The following is a 19707-nucleotide window of genomic DNA, read 5'->3' as shown; positions in this document are numbered from 1 at the left end:
ATATATACGAATTCCTTATTACTTTACTCCTGCTTTTCGTTTATGACTTGCGTTTTCAAGCAGAAAGTTTATAGGTGATCATGTACTTCTAAGGTTCGATCTGCGGCATTTAGCTAGCAGTATCTTGTTTCAACTCATTTACTCTCCGCATTGAAGTATCTCAGGCTTTAATTTAAGAATCTGAATTTCAATGTTGACAGATATGTGTTAAAAACCTATGATTGATGAAAAATTGCGGTACTCGCAATTTCGAAGGAGAATCTTAAATGGCACAATTAGCTAAATTCGACGTTCCAGAAGAACTTACAAACAAAGCACTTGAAGCTCTGGAGCTTGCCAGAGACACTGGAAAGATTAAGAAAGGCACCAATGAAGCCACAAAAGCAATCGAGAGAGGCAATGCAAAGCTCGTCCTTATCGCAGAAGACATCGAGCCTGCCGAGATCGTTGCTCACATCGGTCCCCTTTCCGAAGAAAAGAAAGCACCTTACATTTTCATCAAGAACCAGAAGGAACTTGGTGCAGCCAGTGGGCTTGGTGTGTCCTGTGCAACCGTCGCAATCATAGATGCAGGAAAAGCAGCTGAAATGGTTCAGGACATTGCTCAGAAGCTTGAAGCTCTTAAATAATCCTGATAACATGAGGTGCTGATTATGGCTGACGAAAGCACAACCGGCGGCTTTGCTGCTGAGGTTATTGACGTTATCGGGAATACGGGTATGCATGGTGAAGCCAGCCAGATCCAGTGCAGGGTTCTGGAAGGCAGGGATAAGGGTCGTGTTATTACAAGAAATTGCGTGGGCCCTGTCCGTATTGGCGACATCCTGATGCTTCTTGAGACATCAAGAGAAGCTAAGAAATTGACCACCAGATAAGAAAGGTGAGATGGATGGAACAGAGGAAATGCTATTTTTGTGGAAAAATGCTGGAGCCCGGAACCGGTAAGCTCTACGTCAAGAAAGACGGCTCTACCTATTACATGCACTCTTCCAAGTGCATGAGCAACTTCAGTCTGGGTAGGCTTCCAAGGCGTACCGAGTGGACCGAGAAAGGCAGAATCCAGCTGAAGAAAGCATAAAGAATAGAGTTGCCAGTTTATTTGTTCGGATTATTAAGGTGTGCATATGGAACAGACATACGTTATGGTAAAACCTGACGGAGTCCAGCGCGGGCTGGTCGGAGAGGTAATTTCCAGAATCGAAAAGCGGGGTTTAAAAATCGTCGCTCTCAGGATGAACGTTATCAGTGAAGCCGCTGCGAAAGAACACTACGCTGAACATTCAGCGAGGCCTTTCTTCTCCGGTCTTGTCGAATTCATCACGTCGGGCCCTTCGGTTTCAATGGTAGTTGCAGGAAAAGATGCAATCAGGGTCATGAGAGCCATAAACGGGGCTACAAACCCTGTGGATGCGGCTCCCGGTACAATCCGTGGGGACTTCGCTCTGGATGTGGGCAGAAATGTAGTTCACGCATCCGACTCCCCGGACGCTGCAGCAAGGGAAATTGCAATTCACTTTAAGGACTCCGAAATCGGGAAATATTCCAGGATCGACGAAGTCTGTCTGTACGAATAAAGCAGGTACAAAGCCGCTTCGTGTTCCTGGAGCCTCTTCAGGGTGCGACTCAAGGCTTTTGTTTATCCGGTACCTGCAATATGGGTCCTTAGGGGAAACCCGGACCCTTCTGGACCTGCAGCGAGTAAGACGCGGGAATGAGAGAGGTTTTGCATATGGCCGACAAGAAAAATTTGAGGACTCCTATAGTCTGCGTGATGGGGCACGTTGACCACGGGAAAACGACTCTGCTTGACAAGATCAGGGGTACTGCAATTGTCAGTGGAGAAGCCGGTGCCATCACCCAGCATATCGGGGCAACTGAAGTCCCAATGGATGTGATTATCAACAAGCTCGGAGACCCAAGGCTTCGAGATCGGTTCATAGTGCCGGGACTGCTCTTTATTGATACTCCTGGACATCATGCCTTTACAACTTTAAGAAGCAGGGGAGGCGCCCTTGCTGACCTTGCAATTGTTGTCGTGGACATAAACGAAGGTTTTAAGCCCCAGACCTACGAAAGCCTGCAGATCTTAAAACGGTTTAAAACTCCTTTTGTTGTTGTTGCCAATAAGATCGACAGGATTGGCGGCTGGGTTTCACAAAAAGACCTTCCTTTTGCAGCGACTTTCAAAAAGCAGTCCGAGGAAGTCCAGGCCCGGCTTGAGACAAAGCTTTACGAGGTAATAGGTGAATTATACAACCAGGGCTTTGCAGCAGAAAGGTACGACAGGGTTACAAACTTCCAGAAGACCCTGGGTGTAGTGCCTGTAAGTGCCGTAACGGGCGAAGGGATTCCTGATGTCCTGATGGTACTTCTCGGCCTTGCCCAGAGATTCCTTGAAGCAAACCTGCAGTATAACGCTACAGTCCCTGGAGTCGGCACCGTGCTTGAGGTCAAGGAAGAAAAAGGTCTGGGTGCAACCCTTGACGTTATTCTCTATGACGGCACTTTGAAAAAGGGCGATACGGTTGTTATCGGAAGCCTGGGAGAACCAATCCAGACAAAGGTACGGGCTCTCTTGAAACCCAGGGAACTTTCTGAAATCCGCTACGAGAGCAAGTTCAAGCAGGTGAATAAGGTAACTGCTGCGGTCGGTGTAAAGATTTCGGCTCCTGGTCTCGAAGGTGCCCTTGCAGGCTCTCCCATAAGGGTTGCTACCGAAGAAACCCTTGATGAGATTGTAACCCAGGTAAAATCCGAGATCGATGAGGTCAGGATTGATACGGGTTCAGTAGGAATAATGATCAAAGCCGACACTCTCGGTTCCCTTGAAGCCCTTGTGCATGAGTTCCAGAAAGACGAGGTTCCTATCAGGAAAGCCGAAGTGGGAGATATCTCACACCGTGATGCTATTGAGGCTTCGACGGTTGAAGACCCGCTTTATTCCGTGCTCATAGGTTTCAGTGTCAAAGTTCACCCTGACGCCAGAGATTTCCTGCAGGAAAGTAATGTGAAGGTATTCACAAGTGATGTTATCTACCGCCTGGTCGAAGATTACCAGAAATATGTAAAAGAGCAGCGGGAACAGGCTGAGAAGAAGATTTTCGAAACGATAATCCGTCCCGGAAAATTCAAAGTCCTTCCGGGCTGTGTATTCCGGCAGAGCAAGCCCGCAGTTGTCGGCGTAAGGGTGCTTGGCGGAGTCGTGCGGACAAATGCCGATGTCATGCTTGAAAACGGAACCGTTATAGGCAAGATCAAGGGATTGCAGTCCGAAGGCGAGAATATTCCGTCGGCAGGGGCAGGCAAAGAAGTTGCAATGGCAATTGAAGGTGCAACCGTAGGCCGGCAGATAAAAGAAGAAGACGTGCTCTACATCAATGTGCCTGAGAGGCATGCCAAAGTTCTTGAGCACGAGATCTATGATTCCCTTTCAACCGATGAAAAGGAAACTCTTGACATTTTCCTTTCCCTGAAAAGGAGAGATAATCCTTTCTGGGCAAAATAACGCTTATAAGTGCAGAAATTATTCAGGCTGCACATAAGGTTCAGGTAAAAATTCAGGAAAATCCGGTTAAAATTTCGGATAGAAAGGCAAAGGAATTATTAAAAAATAAATCTGATATTGGAGGATTTCACATGGCTAGTTTCAAAGTTGTAGTTTCTGACCCAAAGGAAGGGCGTGCTTACCAGGTCGATGTAAAAGACCCTGAGACAAACGCATTAATTGGAAAATCAATAGGCGATGTTGTTGATGGTGCTGTTTTCGGCCTTACCGGATACAAAGTCAAGATCACAGGTGGCTGTGACGGCAGCGGTTTCGTTATGAAACCCGACCTCCCAGGCCCCAGAAGACAGAGAATCCTGCTTGCAGTCGGCGTGGGCTACACCCCCAAGCTTCCCGGACAGCGCAGGAGAAAGATGATGCGCGGCAAAGAAATTGCCCATGACATCGTCCAGATCAATGCAAAAGTCGTTGAATACGGAAGCAAATCCATAAGAGCCCTTCTCGGCCTCGAAGCCGCAGCAGAAGCTCCAGCAGAGGCTCCAGCAGAGTGATTTTTCAAGTTCCGCCCACGGGCGGGCTTTAAAACACTCTTTACTTTATTTTTAGTCCTGGTTCTTTTTGATTTGACTTGCTTTGATAATGTTTTTGCTTATTCGATTTTGTTTTGACTTATTTCATTTGCTATTGCTTTTAGTGTTTTTTTACTTCTTGTTTCCTTCTCTCTCGTCTTTTTCCTACAAGTATATTCCCTATAACGAACCCAATTCCAATGAAAATTCCAGTACGTATTCCATTCATTAAATCATGAGACAGGTACCCTAATAATGTGCCTACAATAAGAGCGATAATGAAATACAAAAATCGTTCTTTCATTAGAGATGTTTCCATGTTCAGTGTCTCCTGACTTTACTTCTGCAAACTCCGCTATTTTTAGCATTTCGCTTCTTTCAAGGTTCAATTATTCAGGGTTTTATTTCTCCCGAATCTACTATTTTAGCACCTTTTGGGATCTTAAATTTAAATTCTGAGTCCGGGATCCCTGTGTTAACCTTAAGGTCGTAGATTTCGGTTCTTACTGTCAGGTTTCCAAGGCTGTCATACAGATCGTACTTAAGAGGCATCCAGGTTTCTTTATCTATCCAGATTTTCATTTCATATTGAGCAGCGTTTTCTTCGGTTTCTTTAGGAACAGCCTTCAGCAGGTAAATTTCTCTGCTGTCAATTTCCTCAAGACCCAGTAAAGAGATATTCGTATCATTAAGGGTAATCCCTATAAGAGTCAGATAGTCACTTTCAGTCGGTTCCGGGGTCTTGGGAAGCTTTGTTTTCATTACCGTGTTTGTATCAGGAGCGTATGTCCACCTGAATTCTCCATCTGAAAGTACAAGCGTCTCTTCCTCTTTTCCGGGTTCCTGTATAAAGTTCTTAATCATATGAGGTTTCTTATATATGGTTTTAAATTCGCTTTCTATGGCCTTTTCCCCGACGTAGTAAGTAGTGTGCATCGTATACGAATAATCTTGAATGCTTTCCTGTTTCTCCAGCATCCGGCTTGCAATATCTTCTGCACTCAGGTCTTTTTCCGTGCAGCCTGAGATAGACAGTGCTACAGTTATGAAAGCCAGAACAAGTATTGGTCTAAGTTCTTTCGTTGTTATCATGTTAGTCTCCTTCAATTGGTAATTTTTTTAACTACGTTGTAAAACTCATAGCTTGGAAACATTGATAATTCTTACATGTCTTTAAAAAATTGGGTTTAAAATATCATCCATAAACCAAGTAATATGAGCACAAATCCACTGATTTTTTTCAGGTATATTCTGTATGAACGAATTTGTTTAGACAGAGTATAACCTCCAATCAGGCCAACCCCAATAAAGGGAGTTAATACTCCGCCGCTAAAAGCAATCAATAGAGCCAGATCATTAACAGTTCCGTTTGTAACAGTCTTATTGAGCAACACAAGGAGCATGGGAGCGGTGCAGGGAACTTTTACAAACGAAAACAATATCCCTAGGAAGAAAACTCCACCTAGAGTACTCGCATATTTCCGGGCAGAATTCTGAAAATAATTATCCAGAACAACAGGCGATTTTAAAATCCCTAGAAGATTTAATCCAATAAGAATTAAAATAATACCTGTTATTAAAGAAAAACTTTCCAAACTTGGAATTGATTTTCTGAATGAGAGCAAACACAAGCCCAATACTAAGTAGGAACCCACGAGCCCTAATCCAAATACCATTGCGCGTACCATGCCGTTTTTCGCGCTGTTGCTTGTTCCTGCAGTAAAGCTTAAAAGAAATCCCAGTATGGCCATCAAGCAGGGTGAAAAACCTGCAAAAAGGCCGAGTGAATAAGCAAATGGCAAATTCAGGTCTGTGTTTATATATCCACTATCCTGTTTGTTTTCCTGTAGATTTTTTATGGAGTTATTTGTGTTTTTTTCCTCTTCCAAAAGGTATTCATTGATTGATTTTTTAATTCTCTCTTCAGCAATCTCTTCTTTAGAAATTTTTGTTTCGTTATTAATTACAATAGCCGGGACTTCAAGAAAACCATATTTATTCCATTGATTAAAACCATCAGCAGTACTAGTTTCAATTCTTGATATTACAACACTGCTATTTTTATATTGAGTATCTATTCGATCAATAATTGGATCAGTTATTGCACAATCGTGGCAACCTTTTTGATGGAAATATTGAACTGAAACAGGCTCCTCAGAGGTTGTTGGGATTAATAAAAAAAGTAAAAGGAGTATACTTAATCTGTGCATTATTTTGTTACCCTTCTTTAAAATTTACAAGTTCACTAATTATATGTGAATCTATTGGAGTTTCCTTATAACATTTTTCAAGCCCTATTTCCTCATATATCTCAGAAAGGTCTGTTTTAATAACTTTATCCACATCGTATTCCGATTTGACTAATACCCCACTGTTTAAATCAACCCAATTCTTACCTGATTCCTTTCCAGCTATTGTAGTATAAACAGTTCCATTAGATGTTTTTGTTACCATATTTAAAGTAAAATTTGAATCAGATTCAATACCAACACATTCAAAACTTCCTGCTCTGACTGATACATTTTTAAAACCGATACATGTATAATTATTTGTACCTAATAATTCATAGCTAGTTAACATTCCCGCTGTAGTAAGGTTATTTGCCCTTTTAAAAGGAATAGTCCATGATTCTCCCTGGTGGATCTGGTTTTCTGGATAAATTATCGTATTTGGTACCTCGGGTTGTATCTCTGGTAGTATTAAATCTTCAGAATTTAATTTTATTATTTCTCCTTGATCAGTCATTGTTTCAATATGGGACTTTTTGATTTTGTTCCCAGGGGTTGTTTCCATCGATATTTTCTTTACAGTAATACTAGTATTGTTAATATCTAAAATATTCATATCAACGTTTATCGGAGTTACCATTTTATTTGGCATTTCAACAGAAGATACAATATCGTGGCAAACACATCACCTTCATCAAAATTATATTTTAAATCGTAACTGTTTGGCTTACTTTCTATATAACCCAATCCAACAAGAGATATTGAAAGAAGTATCAAAATTATTAAAATTATTGTTTTCATTGAAACACCTCACAATTTTCATGAATGAACTCTTTTAGTAATAATAATATACACTATAATACAACCGATGAAAATCAGAAATATATTAATATAGATTCTTCCCCAGAAAAAAACTCCTAAAAAAATTCCGATAATAAAAGCACCCGAACTAGCTATCTTTAATGCACTTGTCATATTTTTCTTAAGTAATGAAAGAGCTAATAAAAATATGCCGAGTCCTATTAGTGTAAAAGGAATATAGTTAAATGACTCTACTATAGAACCCGCCAGGCTAATTCCCATGAGAATCAAAGAAATAAATAGAAGGAGGAAAGGGAGGTAAATCCTTCCCTTGTTATTTATATCTCCATCCATTCAATCACCAGTCAAGTCGATCGCAACACCACTGGTTTCCTAAATTGCAACAACATACAGTACACTGATATAAAGACGCTGTACACACCGACGCTAAGCATAGTATACACGTAGCGTTTATTACTGTGCAAGAAGCAGCGCATGCCCCACATCCGGCTATGCCAGCAGCACAAAGAGTACAATCCCATCCAGTACCTTCAATTATGGCAGTACCGTCGGTTACTGGATCGTATGCGAACATTATCGTTTTCTTTGTTACATTTACCTCTGCACTAGATGATTCGAACCCTATTACAACAACTTGTGTATTGCTCACAGAGCTATCTTCTGTTTTCATTGGTACAGTAAATGCTTCTGGATCTTTCTGTATGAGGCCTTCATCTTTCAACTGACTTTGAAGTTTTTTTACATGGCTATTTTTTAAAGCCATATCAACTACTTTGTCTTTTTCTTCTCCTGTTAATTTTATTGGATCTCCAGAGAGCGAGCTATTCCCACAATCCGTTCCAGCTGGGCATGCCAATGCAGGTGTAACTAGTACCATACCTACGACAAGCATTATCATGAAAAGCCCGCTGATTCTTTGAACTTTTTTATTTAATTCCAATCTATTTCACCTCTTACTTTTATTCAAGAGGCAAGAAGAAAACTTTAAAATGGTTTTAAAGTCATATACTTCATGCCTTCGGGTATGCAGAGTTCAGGATGGATCTCAAACTGTACTGAACCCTGCAGAACATTCTCACTTATTCAGTTTTAAACAATCCTTTATATGTTTTCCGACCTAAACCTCTTAACAATTAAACTATAGTTTTATGATAAATTGTTACAAAAAGAAATAGTATTCAGAAAAATGGCGTGATAGCATCTTTTATTAGAATAATTTGTCAAAAAAGAAAGATAATGGGGTATTATCTCATCCCCTAAGTCAGAATAAAATCGTAAAATTTTTCATATAATCTCTAAAAGCTTTTAGAGAATTCTCTTTCCTGGTTCTGTGAAGGGTTTGCAGTCATAAACTTCAGTAATTTTCATAACTACAAGGGCTTTTGCAGGGAACTTCTCTGATTTAGCTTTAACCATTTTATACATATCCTCGTAATCTTCCCCTTCAGTCTTTATCTCAATATCTCCTTTTATCTGATAGCAGGCTTTAATCTCGGGTCCCCAGACATAGATTGAGCCCCTGGGATTTTCATCAAGGTTTTTACGGGTCTTAAGGAAATAATTGTCTGCTATCCAGATTGTTTCTCCATCTTCCTGTAAAATGCACAGCCCTATTGGTATTACATTCGGTTCTCCGGATTTAGATGCAGTTGCGAACGGGAAAACTTTCATTTTCGCAAAGTCTTCCTTCATTTCATCAGTCAATTTTACCATTTATATACCCCTTATTGAATTGATTTTTACTAATATGGTTGCAATCTGTATATAACTTTCAAGGTATCTTAAATAAAAGAAGTAAGAGCACTTTTTGTCCGGATTTATATATTTATAATAAAATATGCCAGAAACTCAGGAAATAATATTAAAAAATAAATAATCTTTAATAAAGAGCTCAGAGCCCGAAATAAAATAGGAAACAGTCGGAAACCTGTCTGGTCTTAACAGTTAAACACTTTATCCAGGAAATACTGATGAATCCGCAAATCGTCGGTTAATTCCGGATGGAAAGCAAGCGCCAGCACGTTTCCCTGTTCTGCGGCAATAATCAGGTCATCAAGCCTTGAAAGCACGCGTACCCCAGGCCCGCAATTTACAATTCCGGGAGCCCTGATAAACACGCCGGTAAAAGGAGAACCAAGGATCTCAACTTCAAGCTCGGCTTCGAAAGAATCCCTCTGCCTTCCAAAAGCGTTCCTATTGACCTTCGTATCCATAATCCCGAGCAGTTCCTGGCTGGTTTTCTCAACCTGCTCGTCGCCTTCCTTTGCAATAACAATCAAACCTGCGCAGGTCCCGAGAATCGGAACGCCTCTTGCAGCCGCATCCTTAATCTCTTCTGCAATCCCCTCGCGGGCAAGCAGCCTGCAAAGCGTGGTACTCTCCCCGCCGGGAATCACAATCCCGCCGCACTCCGGCACAACACCCTTATGCTTTATAGCAACTACCTCTGCATCCGCCCCTCTTTCCTTAAGGGCTCTCCTCAAAGCATCAACATGCTCAGAAACCGCTCCTTGAATAGCGATTACACCTATCTTCATGAAAAACACCATTTTCCAGAAATAATTCGTTGTTTTTTGATCAAAAAATAAAAAATTGAAGTAATTTATTCTAACAGCCCGCAAGAAAAATCCGTTTTTAAAAATTAAATTCTCAACCGGCGTAACAGTTAATCACGCCGGACAGGGTTTGGGGATAAGATCCTCAAATCCAAAATTTCATTGTTTTTGATCAAACTTTTTCAGAAAAAGTTTGCGATAAAACCTTTTCAAAAAAGGTTTTCGCTCAAGCCTTTTTCCAAAAGGCTTGGTCACCAGCCGCGTTCCTGAAGGGCTTCTTCAACAGGGATCATGCTTGCGCTGATTCCTTTCATTCCGGCGCCCACGCCTTTTGAAATCTCAGCGAGTTTTGCAGGGTTGTCAAAGTTGTTTACGGCTTCAACAACGGCTCTTGCCATCTTCTCAGGATTTTCGGCTTTAAAGATGCCTGAGCCTACGAAAACTCCGTCTGCCCCGAGCCGCATCATGAGTGCTGCATCTGCGGGGGTCGCAACTCCGCCGGCTGCAAAGTTTACTACAGGCAGGCGCTGCATTTTTGAGGTTTCGACTACAAGCTCTATAGGGGCTTCGATGTCCCTGGAAACCATGATTAACTCTTCTTTAGTCTTTCCGGCAAGGGCGCGGATTTCGCCCTGGATCTGCTTCATGTGTTTTACTGCCTGGCTGACGTCTCCGGTTCCGGCTTCGCCTTTTGTCCGGATCATGGCTGCCCCTTCGTTAATTCTCCGGAGAGCTTCCCCGAGGTTTCGGGCTCCGCAGACAAAAGGCACGGTAAACTGCGTTTTGTCTATATGGAAGTAGGGGTCGGCAGGGGTCAGAACTTCAGATTCGTCCACCATGTCAACACCCAGGGCTTCAAGGATTTCGGCTTCGACGAAGTGTCCTATCCTGGCTTTTGCCATTACCGGGATTGTAACCGTATCAATGATCTGCTGGACAATCTCAGGGTCAGCCATACGCGCAACTCCGCCTGCTTTCCTGATATCCGCAGGGACAGCCTGGAGAGCCATAACAGCAACTGCTCCGGCTTCTTCTGCGATCCTGGCTTGCTCTGGAGTTGTAACATCCATGATCACACCCCCTTTCTGCATTCTTGCAAAGCCCCGCTTGATTAGTTCGGTCCCGTGTCTTAATTTTTCAAAGTCCATGAATGTCTTCCTCTCTGTTTTGATATGAGTATAAGCTTTATGCCGTGGGAAACCTTTCCACGGTGAAACGACCCTTGGGTCTTTTCTATTGATTGCAACCGACAGGTTGCGGTTTTTAGTTAGTTACTTCTCAGGTGAATTGTGAATACGCTCAATAGTTAAAAGCATTATTTAAGTTATTCCTTATGAACAGCTACAGAACAAATTAGATTATAATTACTTACAATTTTTTCTTTTTTTTGGAGTATATAAATTTCTTAGCTCTGTACAATTCATCCCCCTTATTTAGAAAATGCATTACAGAGCCTTACCGTAACTCTTTAGCTGGTTTTTAAGTCTATGGCTTAAGGATTATTAACACTATTTCAGTCTTCATATAATATATATGATCCCCTTAAGGTCCTGGGATCTAAAGTTTTCCCGGAATACAGGGCAAACCGAACCCGAAAAGACCTCCCGGTGAATCCCTGAGTAAATCCGATGATTTTTTATTTAATTCTCAAGGCTTAAACCAGGATTTGTTAACTGCAGCATAAAACTGTAATCCGGTCCTTAACGAGTCTTAATAACCTTTATCGTGCTTTTCCAGTGATTTCCTGTTCCATTCCCTTTCCCGGTCGCCTGTCAACTCCTTCCCTCTTCTATAGAGGTTGAGTTTTGTGCAGATCACTACAGACGCCCAGATTGTGGATGCAGGTACGAAAGCTTCTAAAAATTCAATGAGCTTAAAACTTAGATAGGGTGTGGGTTGTATAGTTTCGAACCCGGCAGCGAGAACAAGACTGGAAACTCCGAACATCAGGAGTGCAATAAATATTCTCAAAACTCTCTGTTCCGCACTTCCCGTATCATCAGGGAGGCCTTTTCGTATAATCAGAATATATGCTACATTCGTGCCAAGGAGAAAGCCGGCTGCTTCAGCACTCACGAGAGATAGGGCTGTAAGTGCGGGAGGGATAACAAACATAATGCCGTAAATAATGATATTCTGGCGCCTGAATACAGGTTCAAAGTTTTCTTTCCTGAAAAACTCATCTTTCAGGGGGCTCTTGAGAAAAAGGGTAAAAGCAATCAGGAAAATTAAGCCTACAGTCGCCCCTCCCAGCAGATCTCCCAGGAAATGTCTTCCCAGGTACAGCCTTGAAAATGCTACAAGTAATATCATGACCGGAGCCATGGTTTTAATTATCCTGCTGTTGAAGATCGCGGAACCTCCCCCCCAGAGTGCAGTTGTAAGTGCAACATGCCCGGAAGGGAAACCGAAATGTGAATGTGAGTTCGTTTCTTGAAGGCGGAATGTTTCAAGAACCTCTTTGTCGGGAAGTGCAAATATACCTTCAGGTCCGTTTCCGCTAAAAGGTGAGGTACTCTTTAATCCGCATTCAAGATTAAGCACTCTGTTATCTACAAAATCCGGCCTTGGAAAGGATACTAGTGTTTTAATAATTTCGGTAATCAGCCCTGTCCAGATTAAAAGCTGGAACAAAAGAAAGCCTTTCCGGAAATTTATCCCGAAAGTAATGCTAATTATTACAACAGCTAAAAATGCCGATGATCCCATTGTAGTTATCAGAATCATCAGGGATGTAAGCAATTCGTTTCCAGAGGATTGCAGGTAAAGTATGGGTTCGGTCTGAAACAAGGGTACTGACTCCTGATTAAAGATTTGCCTGCGATATATCCGGCTTTATCAACAGGTTCTGGATATAGCCGAATCAGGAAACCTGTAAAAGCTCATGCCGATCAGGGCTGGATGATTATTTTAATGCCGATCAGGGCTAGATGATTATTTTAAGTTTTCTATATCATGTTCTCCGATTAGCGTATACTAAGTAATGTCCTATAAGTAATGTTTTCTAAGTAGTTTTCTAAGTAGTTTTCTAAGTAATGTTTTTTAAGTAATGTCTTCAAAGTATAGTTACTGCTGTCAGATTACTATTCCATCTCCGCGTATTCCGGGCGTTCCAGCTTAAAATTACTGATCGAAAACTTCTCTTCAGGGCACCTTTCCTCGCATCTTCTGCAGGCGGTACCAAGACATTTTTCAGTATTGATCTTAAAACTCTCGTATTCTCTTGAAAGAGCCTCTTCAGGGCATCCTTTCACGCAGGCATCGCAGCCGCTGCACTGAATGGTAGCGAAAAAATTCCATCTGCACTCCATAATCTCCAGACTCTCTCCAGGTTCGAGGATATCCCTTTCACATCTTCTCTCAATAATGCTTTCCTGCAGTTTCTGGGGAATAGGCTGGATACCTGATCTCTCAAGGTTTGCATTATACTTTTCAAGCGGCATCCCTTCATTCCATAGGGCTATTTCCTGGACATAAATGGCTGCAAAGATGGGGGACGAGGCAAACATGATATGGTTTGCAAGGATTGATGTCTTTATTTCATTGAGGTATGAGAGGTAGTCGGGATCAAAGGCAAGGTCTTTTGCAAGTTCCAGTGAGGTATTTCCGCACTGGACGATTTTTTTCGGCGTTGCAGGTACAATGCCTGTAAAGCGGGCTTTTAGAGGGTCTACATAAGTTCCGCTTGCCCCGCACATGTACATAGTTTCCAGGTCTTCATATTCTATACCTGCCTCATGCATCAGTGTCAGGTGACCTGCTCTCAGGGCTCCGAAGGCTTTTCCGGCTTCTATTACGTCTTCCTCCGTAAATGCGATCTCCTTTCCCAGCAGAATCTTACTGCCTTCAATGCGAGGCGGTTTTATTATGCCGGTTACAAGCCCTGCATACATAAGGGAAATAACCCCCGTGCCTGTAATTCCCTTTGCAGGATATCCTGTGGTTTTGAAAGTCCCGTTGCGCAGGTTGATTCTCGGCCCCTCAACCAGCCTGAGTTCTCCATCAAGGACAAGCGCCTGCCAGCCTCCGGAAAGCCTGAGATCGGCAATAGCTCCGGGGGTTGCCAGCATTCCTTTACTGATCTGCTGTCCTTCGATGACAGGGCCTGCAGCAGCCGACCCTGTGTATATTCTGTCGCCTACCTTCAGGGCCATCTCGGCATTTGTCCCGTAATCCGTAACCATGCACGTTTCGGGAGTATCAAGAAACCCGGACTTTATCATCATGGCAAGAGCATCGGCCCCGATCTCATGCCTCACTGAAGGCGGGATAATCACATCGATGTCTTTACAAAGCCCGATTTCACTTCCTGGGACAATGTGCCCGTCCCTTTCCGGAGGCTTTAAATGTAATTTTTCGAGGGCGTTTTTTCCTGCAAATGCCAGGTCCCTGATCTCTATTCCCTCAAATATCGACAGCTGGATCGGATTTCCACAGATGGCTACGCGCTTAAGATTTTCTGGCTTGAGGTTGTTTATCAGAGAGTTTACGGCTGAGACGAGAATTTCATGGGCTATTCCCTGCCCATAATTGATCGCAAAGTCCATATGGTCAAAGACATTTGCACCCGGAAGCGGGTTTCTGGACAGAATTGCAGTCCTGAGAACCGAAGAATCCGTAAGATTCAGGAGCTGGGCTCGAATCCCGCTGGTCCCGATGTCGATATTTATTGCCTGATCCATATCTTATCCCAGGGTTTCGTGAAAACTTTTGTTCATACTTTCCCGGCTTGCGAAAGCTGTTGTTCATACTTTCCCGGTTTTAGGCTTTCTTATTGTTCCTGTTTTTTTGCGTTTTGTTCTTCCTTCCCGACCTTCATTTACTTACCTTCCAGCCTGTATTTTCCGATTTAAGTATTCTGCAATGAAAAAGAGATAAATGGAAGAAGGAAAATAAAAAGAAGCTGGAAAGTTAAGTAGAATCAGTGAAGTTCCTTGCGGACGTCCTTCCAGTTCTTTCCTTCACAGACCTTCCTTGCGATCTTTACTGCGTCAAGCGGTGTTTTTCCGTATACCGAGTTGCCGAAGGTTTCGACGAAACGCCTGTCTATGGCAGCCCCGCCACAGGCTACGGGAACGTCTTCGGTGTCAAGGACCTCTGCAAGGGCTTTAAGTCCTCCTTTGGTTGTGCTCATGAGGGTTGTTCCGGTAACAAGGTCAGCGTTTGCTGCTTTTACGGCTCTGACAGCTGTTTCCACCGTTATGTCGCTTCCAAGATCGACTACTTCGAAACCGTTTGCCCTGAGGATGGCAGCCACAATGTTCTTGCCTATATCGTGCACATCTCCTTCAATAACGAGAGAGACCACCCTTCCCTGGGAAGGGACTTCGCCTATTCTCTCCTGGCAGAGCTCCACCCCTCCTATAAGGGCTTCATTTGCCAGCAGGATTTCAGGCACATAGCTTTCCCCGATGTCGTAAAGCTCACAAACGGTCTGGATTCCGGGCATAAGGGCATTTAAAACCAGATCCGTCGGATCTTTTCCTTCTCCAAGCAGGGCAGTTGTGAGTTTTACGGTTTCTGCTCTGTCCCCTTCGATCACAGCCTCTGCCACGGCTGCGTATTCGGGATCTTTCGGCCTGTTGTGTTTCTTTATATGGTTGGCAGGAGTCATTTCTTTGCTTCTATCATCAAGATCTACTCCCAGACCTAGCATGATCCCTTCATCAATGAGTCTTTTAAACTTTACAGGCTCTTTTTCTTTCATCTCGAAGATTTTCTGAACTGCAACGTCTATGTGCCTGATCATTCCTTCATCCCACCCAGCACGTTTTCTCTCATATTCCTTCCAATACCTATTCCAATCTGCCTGATAAGGTCTTCCACATCATCATATCTGGGGATTGGGGTCTCCTTGCAGGCCCTGACATATGCTCTGAGGTTTTCCAGGGAGGTTCCGAACGAGAGTCCGCATGAAGTCCCGACAATGTCAGCTCCCTGCAGGATGCATTCCCTGGTTCTATTATAAACCTGTTCGGGAGTGCCATTTGGCATAAGGTCTATGACATCCAGGCTTCCGAGAATAGACATTTCGTTACCTACTACCTGACGGCAGTACCAGACCGGAACGCCATCGAAGGAGAAGCAGTCAATCCCGCTCCGCTTTATGTAGGGCAGGAGTTTACTTGTATTTCCGCAGATGTGCAGGATCTGGGGACAGCTGATCTCCTTTGCTATTCTTTTGTGGGCAGGGAGTACAAATTCTTTGTAAGTCTCCGCAGAAATCAGATCTCCGGAAGCCGAAGGGTCAGCCAGGAAGACAATATGTGCCCCGTAATTAGTCTGCAACTTCCCGTAAGTTATCACGAAATCCGTTGCTGCTTCAATGAAGGCATGGGCTTTCTCAGGATCGGTTTTTGTCCACTTAGCCATGTTTTCGACGCCTGCTATGTGGCTTGCTACCGTAAAAGGAGACGTAAGCAGTGGGATAACAGGAAGCATGCCGTCATAGCGCTGTCTCAGTTCATCAATTGCTCCGAGAACTACCGGAATTCTGCCGGTTTCTTCCAGGTTGTCGGGCCAGGTTATATCGGAGGGATCATTATAAGCAGGGCCGGTTACGGGAGGCCTGTCCGGTTTGTTCCAGTCAAGTTTACACCCGAGAACCTCTGCTTCAAGAGAAATGTCAAACTGGGGGCGCGCAGCCTCGATGCCGCAAACTTCATAGGGGGCGGCTGCAAGGTCTGCCATCATCTTGCTGTCAAAATGGGCTTTTGGCCAGGAAGCGTTGCATACCTGCATCAGTTCGGTTGTGGTTTGAGCGAGGGGGTTTGCAGGGGGTACGTAGTCAACCCTGCCTCCAAGCACTGCTGCCAGAGCTCTTCGGGTTGGAGTCATTTCACTTACCATGCTATATGTCTCCTTTTTATCCTGTCATATTTTATACTTTAAATTATATATAAATAAGTGTTACTTTGCAGTTTTATTATCTAAGAATACGTTTTTTAGAATGTCCCCAAAGGGTAAAAGGGTTACTGGTCTGCTGTCAGGTAAAAGTTTGAAATGTCCTGTTTTTATGTTCCTTTTACAGGTTCCTTTTCCGAGTTCTGGAGAGATGTATGAAAGCTATTCCTCTTTTTGCAATACTTCACCGTTCTTACGCTGACACTTATTAATATGAACATTAGAATATTTAACTGAATATAGTTAGCACAATAAGGAAAAACTTATATATTTCTCAAAATTAAGTAACAAAAATTTTTTATATAAAGACTGCACGCAGAAGCTTCCGGTCTTTCCTTTAAGAAAAAATCAGCCCTTATAATTTATATCCCTTAACATATAATTTCCTATTAATATATATCTGGGAATTATCTTGTTATGTCAGGTATGTCGGGTTCATACAGGGATCCGGTTTCCAGAGCCACCCGGAATTTCTTTCACTTCGGGAAAAGGGCATTCTAATTGCATGATATTTCCCGCGTATATAATTTTGGGGGGTAAATGAATTTCATGAATAAATTAGTCTTACTTTTGCTTGTAGTGAGCCTTCTTGGCGCTTTAGGCAGCACTGCTTCCTCTTATTGTGATTCTGAGGTTCCGGAAGCTGCAGGAACGGTTTGCAATGGAACCGAAAGCAAGTACCTGGCTTCATCGCAGGATAGCTGTACTGATACTGCAAATAATTCAACTCTGGTTGAAGCTGAAACGGTTAATATTACAAGTAATTCCAGGATTTATCCGGCCTATACTGCAGCCCCGGCTGAAGAAGGGAATTATCCGGCTATAGTGCTGATTCACTCATTTAGGGGGTTCGAGCCCGGCTATCAGACTATGGTAAACAGGATGGCTGAAGAGGGATATGTTGTGATCGCTCCTTTCTGGCAGGCATACTCTGACTCTCCTTCCGATACCGAGGTGGAAGCCCTTATCAGAAACAGTACAGCTTACCTTGAAACAAGAGATGATGTCAATTCCGAAAGACTCGGTCTTACAGGCTTTTGTGCAGGGGGCAGATATACCATGCTTTTCCTGCCCCAGATTGAGGAGTTCGAATCCGGGGTAGCCTGGTATGGTTTCCCTTATATGGGCGGATCTGAAATCCAGCCCGACATACCGGCAAGCCTGATAGACCAGCTTGACGCGCCTATGCTTATAATACACGGCACACGGGATCAGTACAGCAATATTACTGATATTTACAGATATGCCGGTGAACTGGACGCGGCTGACAGGTATTTCGAGCTGAAGGTTTACCAGGGCGAGCCTCACGGGTTTATGCTTACAGAGGAGGGGGAACTCTCCGAGAGTTTTGTTGCACAGGACGCTTATGGGGAGATGATAACCTTCTTTGACAGAACATTAAATAATTCGACCATGTGACAACACAAACAATTCCACGCTGTAAAACATCAAATAATCCAACAGGGTAATCTGAGAGGGCACTATCCTCTCGTTAACTAATTTATTTCTTATAGATGGCAGACACTTCCCTTTTTATAAAAAAAATATTTTTATTTTGCCCGGTATCTTGAGAATTTGCTTCCAGTATTAAACTTTTACCTTCCATTATTCTCGAATGTAAATGCAACTTTACAACTCCCGCACACGATTTTTCAAAAAGAAGTAATATATTCTTAATTCTCTATATTCTTAATTATAAAAATCCGCAAAGGAATAAGGGATAATGGTAAACGTAATTTCCCACATGGGAGTGGGTCTTCTTATTGGTCTGGCCTTAAGCCTTAAAGGAGACAAACTGAGAGCGGTAGTCCTATTATCCGTACTTCCTGATCTGGATTATATCCTTTACTCGGCATTTGTCTTTGCCAATATCAACCTGAGCCCTGAGAACAGAAACCAGCTTTTTTACCTGATCGGGCACAGGGAGTTCATGCACTCCATCCTCTTTATCCTGCTTATCACATCTCTTCTCTGGTTCAGGACAAAAAACTGGCTTTTTACGGTTGGAGGGTTTCAGTCCCTTTTCTTCCATTCTTATCTGGATTACGTTACAAGCTGGAAAATGCGTCCCCTCTATCCGTTCAGTACGGATACGTCTATCATGGGAGCCGTTTATTTCTTTGATCCTCTGTTAAACTTGCTTCCTGTCCTGCCTCTCTTCATTGTGATTATTGGAAACTTGAGCCACAGGCGAATAATTAAAGGGAAAATAAAACGTTTTTGCACGTTCATAGCAAACATCGATGATAAGCTCTACGCCTCGCTTATTATTCTATTACTTTTCTGGCTTGCTTTGATGCCGATCTCAAAAGCTTTCCTGATCAATAACATTTCCCTGACCGAAGAAACCGAGATCAGCTACCAGAGCACCTATCCAGAATCCGTTAACAGGTTTCTGACGGCGTACTCTTATAACTCCACTCACTACAAAGTCTTGAAAATAAGTTATCTTTCCGGAATTGAAGAAAGTTCATACGTTGAAAAAGTTTCCGTAGAAGGGAACATCTCTGATTCCGGTGCTTATGTTAAAAGAGCAGAAAACTTATACAGGGCAGGCGTTTCTCAGGAAATCGACTATCCGATCTATAAGGTTTCCGAATCAAACGACACCGTAACGGTTGTCCTAAGTGACGCCAGAAATCCATATCTTGCCGATGTGGCTTATTTTAAATCATTTTACAGGTTTGTATTTGACAGGAGCAGTGTTGAATATGAAGTTTATGCAGGTATGTATGGAGGGCGAGAGGAGAGGTTGGGCAGGAACTGGTTCGGGTGAGCTTTTCAAATATTAGTTCCAATTAATAATTCAACTCTCTTGAATCCGAAAACCCCGGGAAAATCGTAGTTTTGTCTCCTCGGTGTGTCAGGCAGCAAAATAGTTCCTGTTTTGCCTTTCTACCCGAACAGAATTTAATTTATCAATTGTTTTATATAATATTAATTAAATATTCGAGGTGCTTTCTCGATCAAACAGGTTACAAACGACTGCTTGGAATAATCCAGAAGAACTGTTCAGACTAAACCAGAAGAATCGCTCAGGCTAAACCAGAAGAATCGCTCAGGCTAAACCAGATGAATTGCTCAGGCTAAACCATTAGAACAGACTACTAAAATAATGTCAGAGG

General features: G+C 42.8%; 21 protein-coding genes. 8 read left to right on the top strand and 13 right to left on the bottom strand.

Translation table 11 applies throughout. The annotated features are described in order from the left end of the window. Window positions 1-266 precede the first annotated feature (266 nt). The 6 genes from rpl7ae (at window position 267) to EQO05_RS08975 (ending at window position 4056) form a co-directional block, all read left to right on the top strand. Window positions 267-629 carry a 50S ribosomal protein L7Ae gene (gene rpl7ae / locus EQO05_RS09000; protein ID WP_128505754.1) on the top strand — a complete coding sequence of 121 codons (363 nt, stop codon included), beginning with the start codon at window positions 267-269 and terminating at the stop codon, window positions 627-629. A gap of 24 nt (window positions 630-653) precedes the next feature. Next, window positions 654-875 carry a 30S ribosomal protein S28e gene (locus EQO05_RS08995; protein ID WP_048140916.1) on the top strand — a complete coding sequence of 74 codons (222 nt, stop codon included), beginning with the start codon at window positions 654-656 and terminating at the stop codon, window positions 873-875. Between the two features lie 14 nt (window positions 876-889). Then, window positions 890-1078 (top strand): 50S ribosomal protein L24e, encoded by a 189-nt coding sequence (locus tag EQO05_RS08990; protein ID WP_128505752.1) that lies wholly within the window; start codon window positions 890-892, stop codon window positions 1076-1078. A 46-nt stretch (window positions 1079-1124) separates the two neighbouring features. After that, window positions 1125-1574, top strand: coding sequence for a nucleoside-diphosphate kinase (ndk, locus tag EQO05_RS08985; protein ID WP_128505751.1), 450 nt, complete (start codon window positions 1125-1127; stop codon window positions 1572-1574). A gap of 155 nt (window positions 1575-1729) precedes the next feature. Beyond that, window positions 1730-3505, top strand: coding sequence for a translation initiation factor IF-2 (infB, locus tag EQO05_RS08980; RefSeq protein ID WP_128505749.1), 1776 nt, complete (start codon window positions 1730-1732; stop codon window positions 3503-3505). 131 nt (window positions 3506-3636) lie between these two features. After that, window positions 3637-4056 (top strand): 30S ribosomal protein S6e, encoded by a 420-nt coding sequence (locus EQO05_RS08975; protein WP_128505747.1) that lies wholly within the window; start codon window positions 3637-3639, stop codon window positions 4054-4056. Between the two features lie 411 nt (window positions 4057-4467). Here the strand turns inward: EQO05_RS08975 and EQO05_RS08970 are convergent, their stop codons facing one another. The 13 genes from EQO05_RS08970 to EQO05_RS08915 all read right to left on the bottom strand — a co-directional run bounded on the left by EQO05_RS08970 (window position 4468) and on the right by EQO05_RS08915 (window position 16528). Then, entirely contained in the window at window positions 4468-5166 is a 699-nt protein-coding gene (locus EQO05_RS08970; RefSeq protein WP_128505745.1) for an outer membrane lipoprotein carrier protein LolA, read from the bottom strand. A gap of 95 nt (window positions 5167-5261) precedes the next feature. Next, entirely contained in the window at window positions 5262-6284 is a 1023-nt protein-coding gene (locus EQO05_RS08965) for a cytochrome c biogenesis CcdA family protein (protein ID WP_128505743.1), read from the bottom strand. 7 nt (window positions 6285-6291) lie between these two features. Next, window positions 6292-6954, bottom strand: coding sequence for a hypothetical protein (locus EQO05_RS08960; RefSeq protein WP_164888518.1), 663 nt, complete (start codon window positions 6952-6954; stop codon window positions 6292-6294). Next, the gene (locus tag EQO05_RS15535) at window positions 6936-7103 is read right to left on the bottom strand and encodes a hypothetical protein (RefSeq protein ID WP_164888517.1); all 168 of its coding nucleotides are present in this window, start codon (window positions 7101-7103) and stop codon (window positions 6936-6938) included. Before EQO05_RS15535 ends, EQO05_RS08960 begins: the two co-directional genes overlap by 19 nt. 18 nt (window positions 7104-7121) lie before the next feature. Continuing rightward, entirely contained in the window at window positions 7122-7457 is a 336-nt protein-coding gene (locus tag EQO05_RS08955; protein WP_128505739.1) for a hypothetical protein, read from the bottom strand. Window positions 7458-7461: 4 nt separating this feature from the next. Beyond that, window positions 7462-8064, bottom strand: a complete 603-nt coding sequence (locus tag EQO05_RS08950; RefSeq protein WP_128505738.1) for a hypothetical protein — start codon at window positions 8062-8064, stop codon at window positions 7462-7464. A 365-nt stretch (window positions 8065-8429) separates the two neighbouring features. Beyond that, window positions 8430-8837 (bottom strand): pyridoxamine 5'-phosphate oxidase family protein, encoded by a 408-nt coding sequence (locus EQO05_RS08945; RefSeq protein ID WP_128505736.1) that lies wholly within the window; start codon window positions 8835-8837, stop codon window positions 8430-8432. A gap of 224 nt (window positions 8838-9061) precedes the next feature. Further along, the gene (pdxT, locus tag EQO05_RS08940; RefSeq protein WP_128505735.1) at window positions 9062-9661 is read right to left on the bottom strand and encodes a pyridoxal 5'-phosphate synthase glutaminase subunit PdxT; all 600 of its coding nucleotides are present in this window, start codon (window positions 9659-9661) and stop codon (window positions 9062-9064) included. Between the two features lie 269 nt (window positions 9662-9930). Next, the gene (pdxS, locus tag EQO05_RS08935) at window positions 9931-10827 is read right to left on the bottom strand and encodes a pyridoxal 5'-phosphate synthase lyase subunit PdxS (RefSeq protein ID WP_128505733.1); all 897 of its coding nucleotides are present in this window, start codon (window positions 10825-10827) and stop codon (window positions 9931-9933) included. A gap of 562 nt (window positions 10828-11389) precedes the next feature. Further along, window positions 11390-12469 carry a phosphatase PAP2 family protein gene (locus EQO05_RS08930; RefSeq protein WP_128505731.1) on the bottom strand — a complete coding sequence of 360 codons (1080 nt, stop codon included), beginning with the start codon at window positions 12467-12469 and terminating at the stop codon, window positions 11390-11392. Between the two features lie 293 nt (window positions 12470-12762). Further along, window positions 12763-14361, bottom strand: a complete 1599-nt coding sequence (locus tag EQO05_RS08925; protein WP_128505729.1) for a methylamine methyltransferase corrinoid protein reductive activase — start codon at window positions 14359-14361, stop codon at window positions 12763-12765. Window positions 14362-14600: 239 nt separating this feature from the next. After that, the gene (locus tag EQO05_RS08920) at window positions 14601-15428 is read right to left on the bottom strand and encodes a corrinoid protein (protein ID WP_128505727.1); all 828 of its coding nucleotides are present in this window, start codon (window positions 15426-15428) and stop codon (window positions 14601-14603) included. Then, window positions 15425-16528, bottom strand: a complete 1104-nt coding sequence (locus tag EQO05_RS08915; RefSeq protein ID WP_128505725.1) for an MtaA/CmuA family methyltransferase — start codon at window positions 16526-16528, stop codon at window positions 15425-15427. Before EQO05_RS08915 ends, EQO05_RS08920 begins: the two co-directional genes overlap by 4 nt. A 603-nt stretch (window positions 16529-17131) precedes the next feature. Between EQO05_RS08915 and EQO05_RS08910 the strand changes: the two genes are divergently transcribed. Both EQO05_RS08910 and EQO05_RS08905 read left to right on the top strand, forming a co-directional pair. Beyond that, window positions 17132-18001, top strand: a complete 870-nt coding sequence (locus EQO05_RS08910; RefSeq protein WP_240664517.1) for a dienelactone hydrolase family protein — start codon at window positions 17132-17134, stop codon at window positions 17999-18001. Window positions 18002-18305: 304 nt separating this feature from the next. Next, window positions 18306-19358, top strand: coding sequence for a metal-dependent hydrolase (locus EQO05_RS08905; protein WP_128505722.1), 1053 nt, complete (start codon window positions 18306-18308; stop codon window positions 19356-19358). Window positions 19359-19707 lie beyond the last annotated feature (349 nt).

Source organism: Methanosarcina sp. MSH10X1, from assembly GCF_004099695.1.
Taxonomy (GTDB): Archaea; Halobacteriota; Methanosarcinia; order Methanosarcinales; family Methanosarcinaceae; genus Methanosarcina.
Note: the sequence above shows the minus strand (reverse complement) of the source record. Positions and strands in the feature narration are given on the sequence as shown.

Bases quoted from the DNA above. Each gene is read 5' to 3' on its own strand.
- EQO05_RS08960 (WP_164888518.1), bottom strand. From the start codon at position 6,954: ATGCCAAATAAAATGGTAACTCCGATAAACGTTGATATGAATATTTTA.
- ndk (WP_128505751.1), top strand. From the start codon at position 1,125: ATGGAACAGACATACGTTATGGTAAAACCTGACGGAGTCCAGCGCGGG.
- EQO05_RS08970 (WP_128505745.1), bottom strand. From the start codon at position 5,166: ATGATAACAACGAAAGAACTTAGACCAATACTTGTTCTGGCTTTCATA.
- EQO05_RS08905 (WP_128505722.1), top strand. From the start codon at position 18,306: ATGGTAAACGTAATTTCCCACATGGGAGTGGGTCTTCTTATTGGTCTG.
- EQO05_RS08920 (WP_128505727.1), bottom strand. From the start codon at position 15,428: ATGATCAGGCACATAGACGTTGCAGTTCAGAAAATCTTCGAGATGAAA.
- EQO05_RS08945 (WP_128505736.1), bottom strand. From the start codon at position 8,837: ATGGTAAAATTGACTGATGAAATGAAGGAAGACTTTGCGAAAATGAAA.
- pdxT (WP_128505735.1), bottom strand. From the start codon at position 9,661: ATGAAGATAGGTGTAATCGCTATTCAAGGAGCGGTTTCTGAGCATGTT.
- EQO05_RS08915 (WP_128505725.1), bottom strand. From the start codon at position 16,528: ATGGTAAGTGAAATGACTCCAACCCGAAGAGCTCTGGCAGCAGTGCTT.
- infB (WP_128505749.1), top strand. From the start codon at position 1,730: ATGGCCGACAAGAAAAATTTGAGGACTCCTATAGTCTGCGTGATGGGG.
- EQO05_RS08975 (WP_128505747.1), top strand. From the start codon at position 3,637: ATGGCTAGTTTCAAAGTTGTAGTTTCTGACCCAAAGGAAGGGCGTGCT.
- EQO05_RS08910 (WP_240664517.1), top strand. From the start codon at position 17,132: ATGAATAAATTAGTCTTACTTTTGCTTGTAGTGAGCCTTCTTGGCGCT.
- EQO05_RS08995 (WP_048140916.1), top strand. From the start codon at position 654: ATGGCTGACGAAAGCACAACCGGCGGCTTTGCTGCTGAGGTTATTGAC.
- EQO05_RS08990 (WP_128505752.1), top strand. From the start codon at position 890: ATGGAACAGAGGAAATGCTATTTTTGTGGAAAAATGCTGGAGCCCGGA.
- EQO05_RS08955 (WP_128505739.1), bottom strand. From the start codon at position 7,457: ATGGATGGAGATATAAATAACAAGGGAAGGATTTACCTCCCTTTCCTC.
- EQO05_RS08925 (WP_128505729.1), bottom strand. From the start codon at position 14,361: ATGGATCAGGCAATAAATATCGACATCGGGACCAGCGGGATTCGAGCC.
- EQO05_RS15535 (WP_164888517.1), bottom strand. From the start codon at position 7,103: ATGAAAACAATAATTTTAATAATTTTGATACTTCTTTCAATATCTCTT.
- pdxS (WP_128505733.1), bottom strand. From the start codon at position 10,827: ATGGACTTTGAAAAATTAAGACACGGGACCGAACTAATCAAGCGGGGC.
- rpl7ae (WP_128505754.1), top strand. From the start codon at position 267: ATGGCACAATTAGCTAAATTCGACGTTCCAGAAGAACTTACAAACAAA.
- EQO05_RS08965 (WP_128505743.1), bottom strand. From the start codon at position 6,284: ATGCACAGATTAAGTATACTCCTTTTACTTTTTTTATTAATCCCAACA.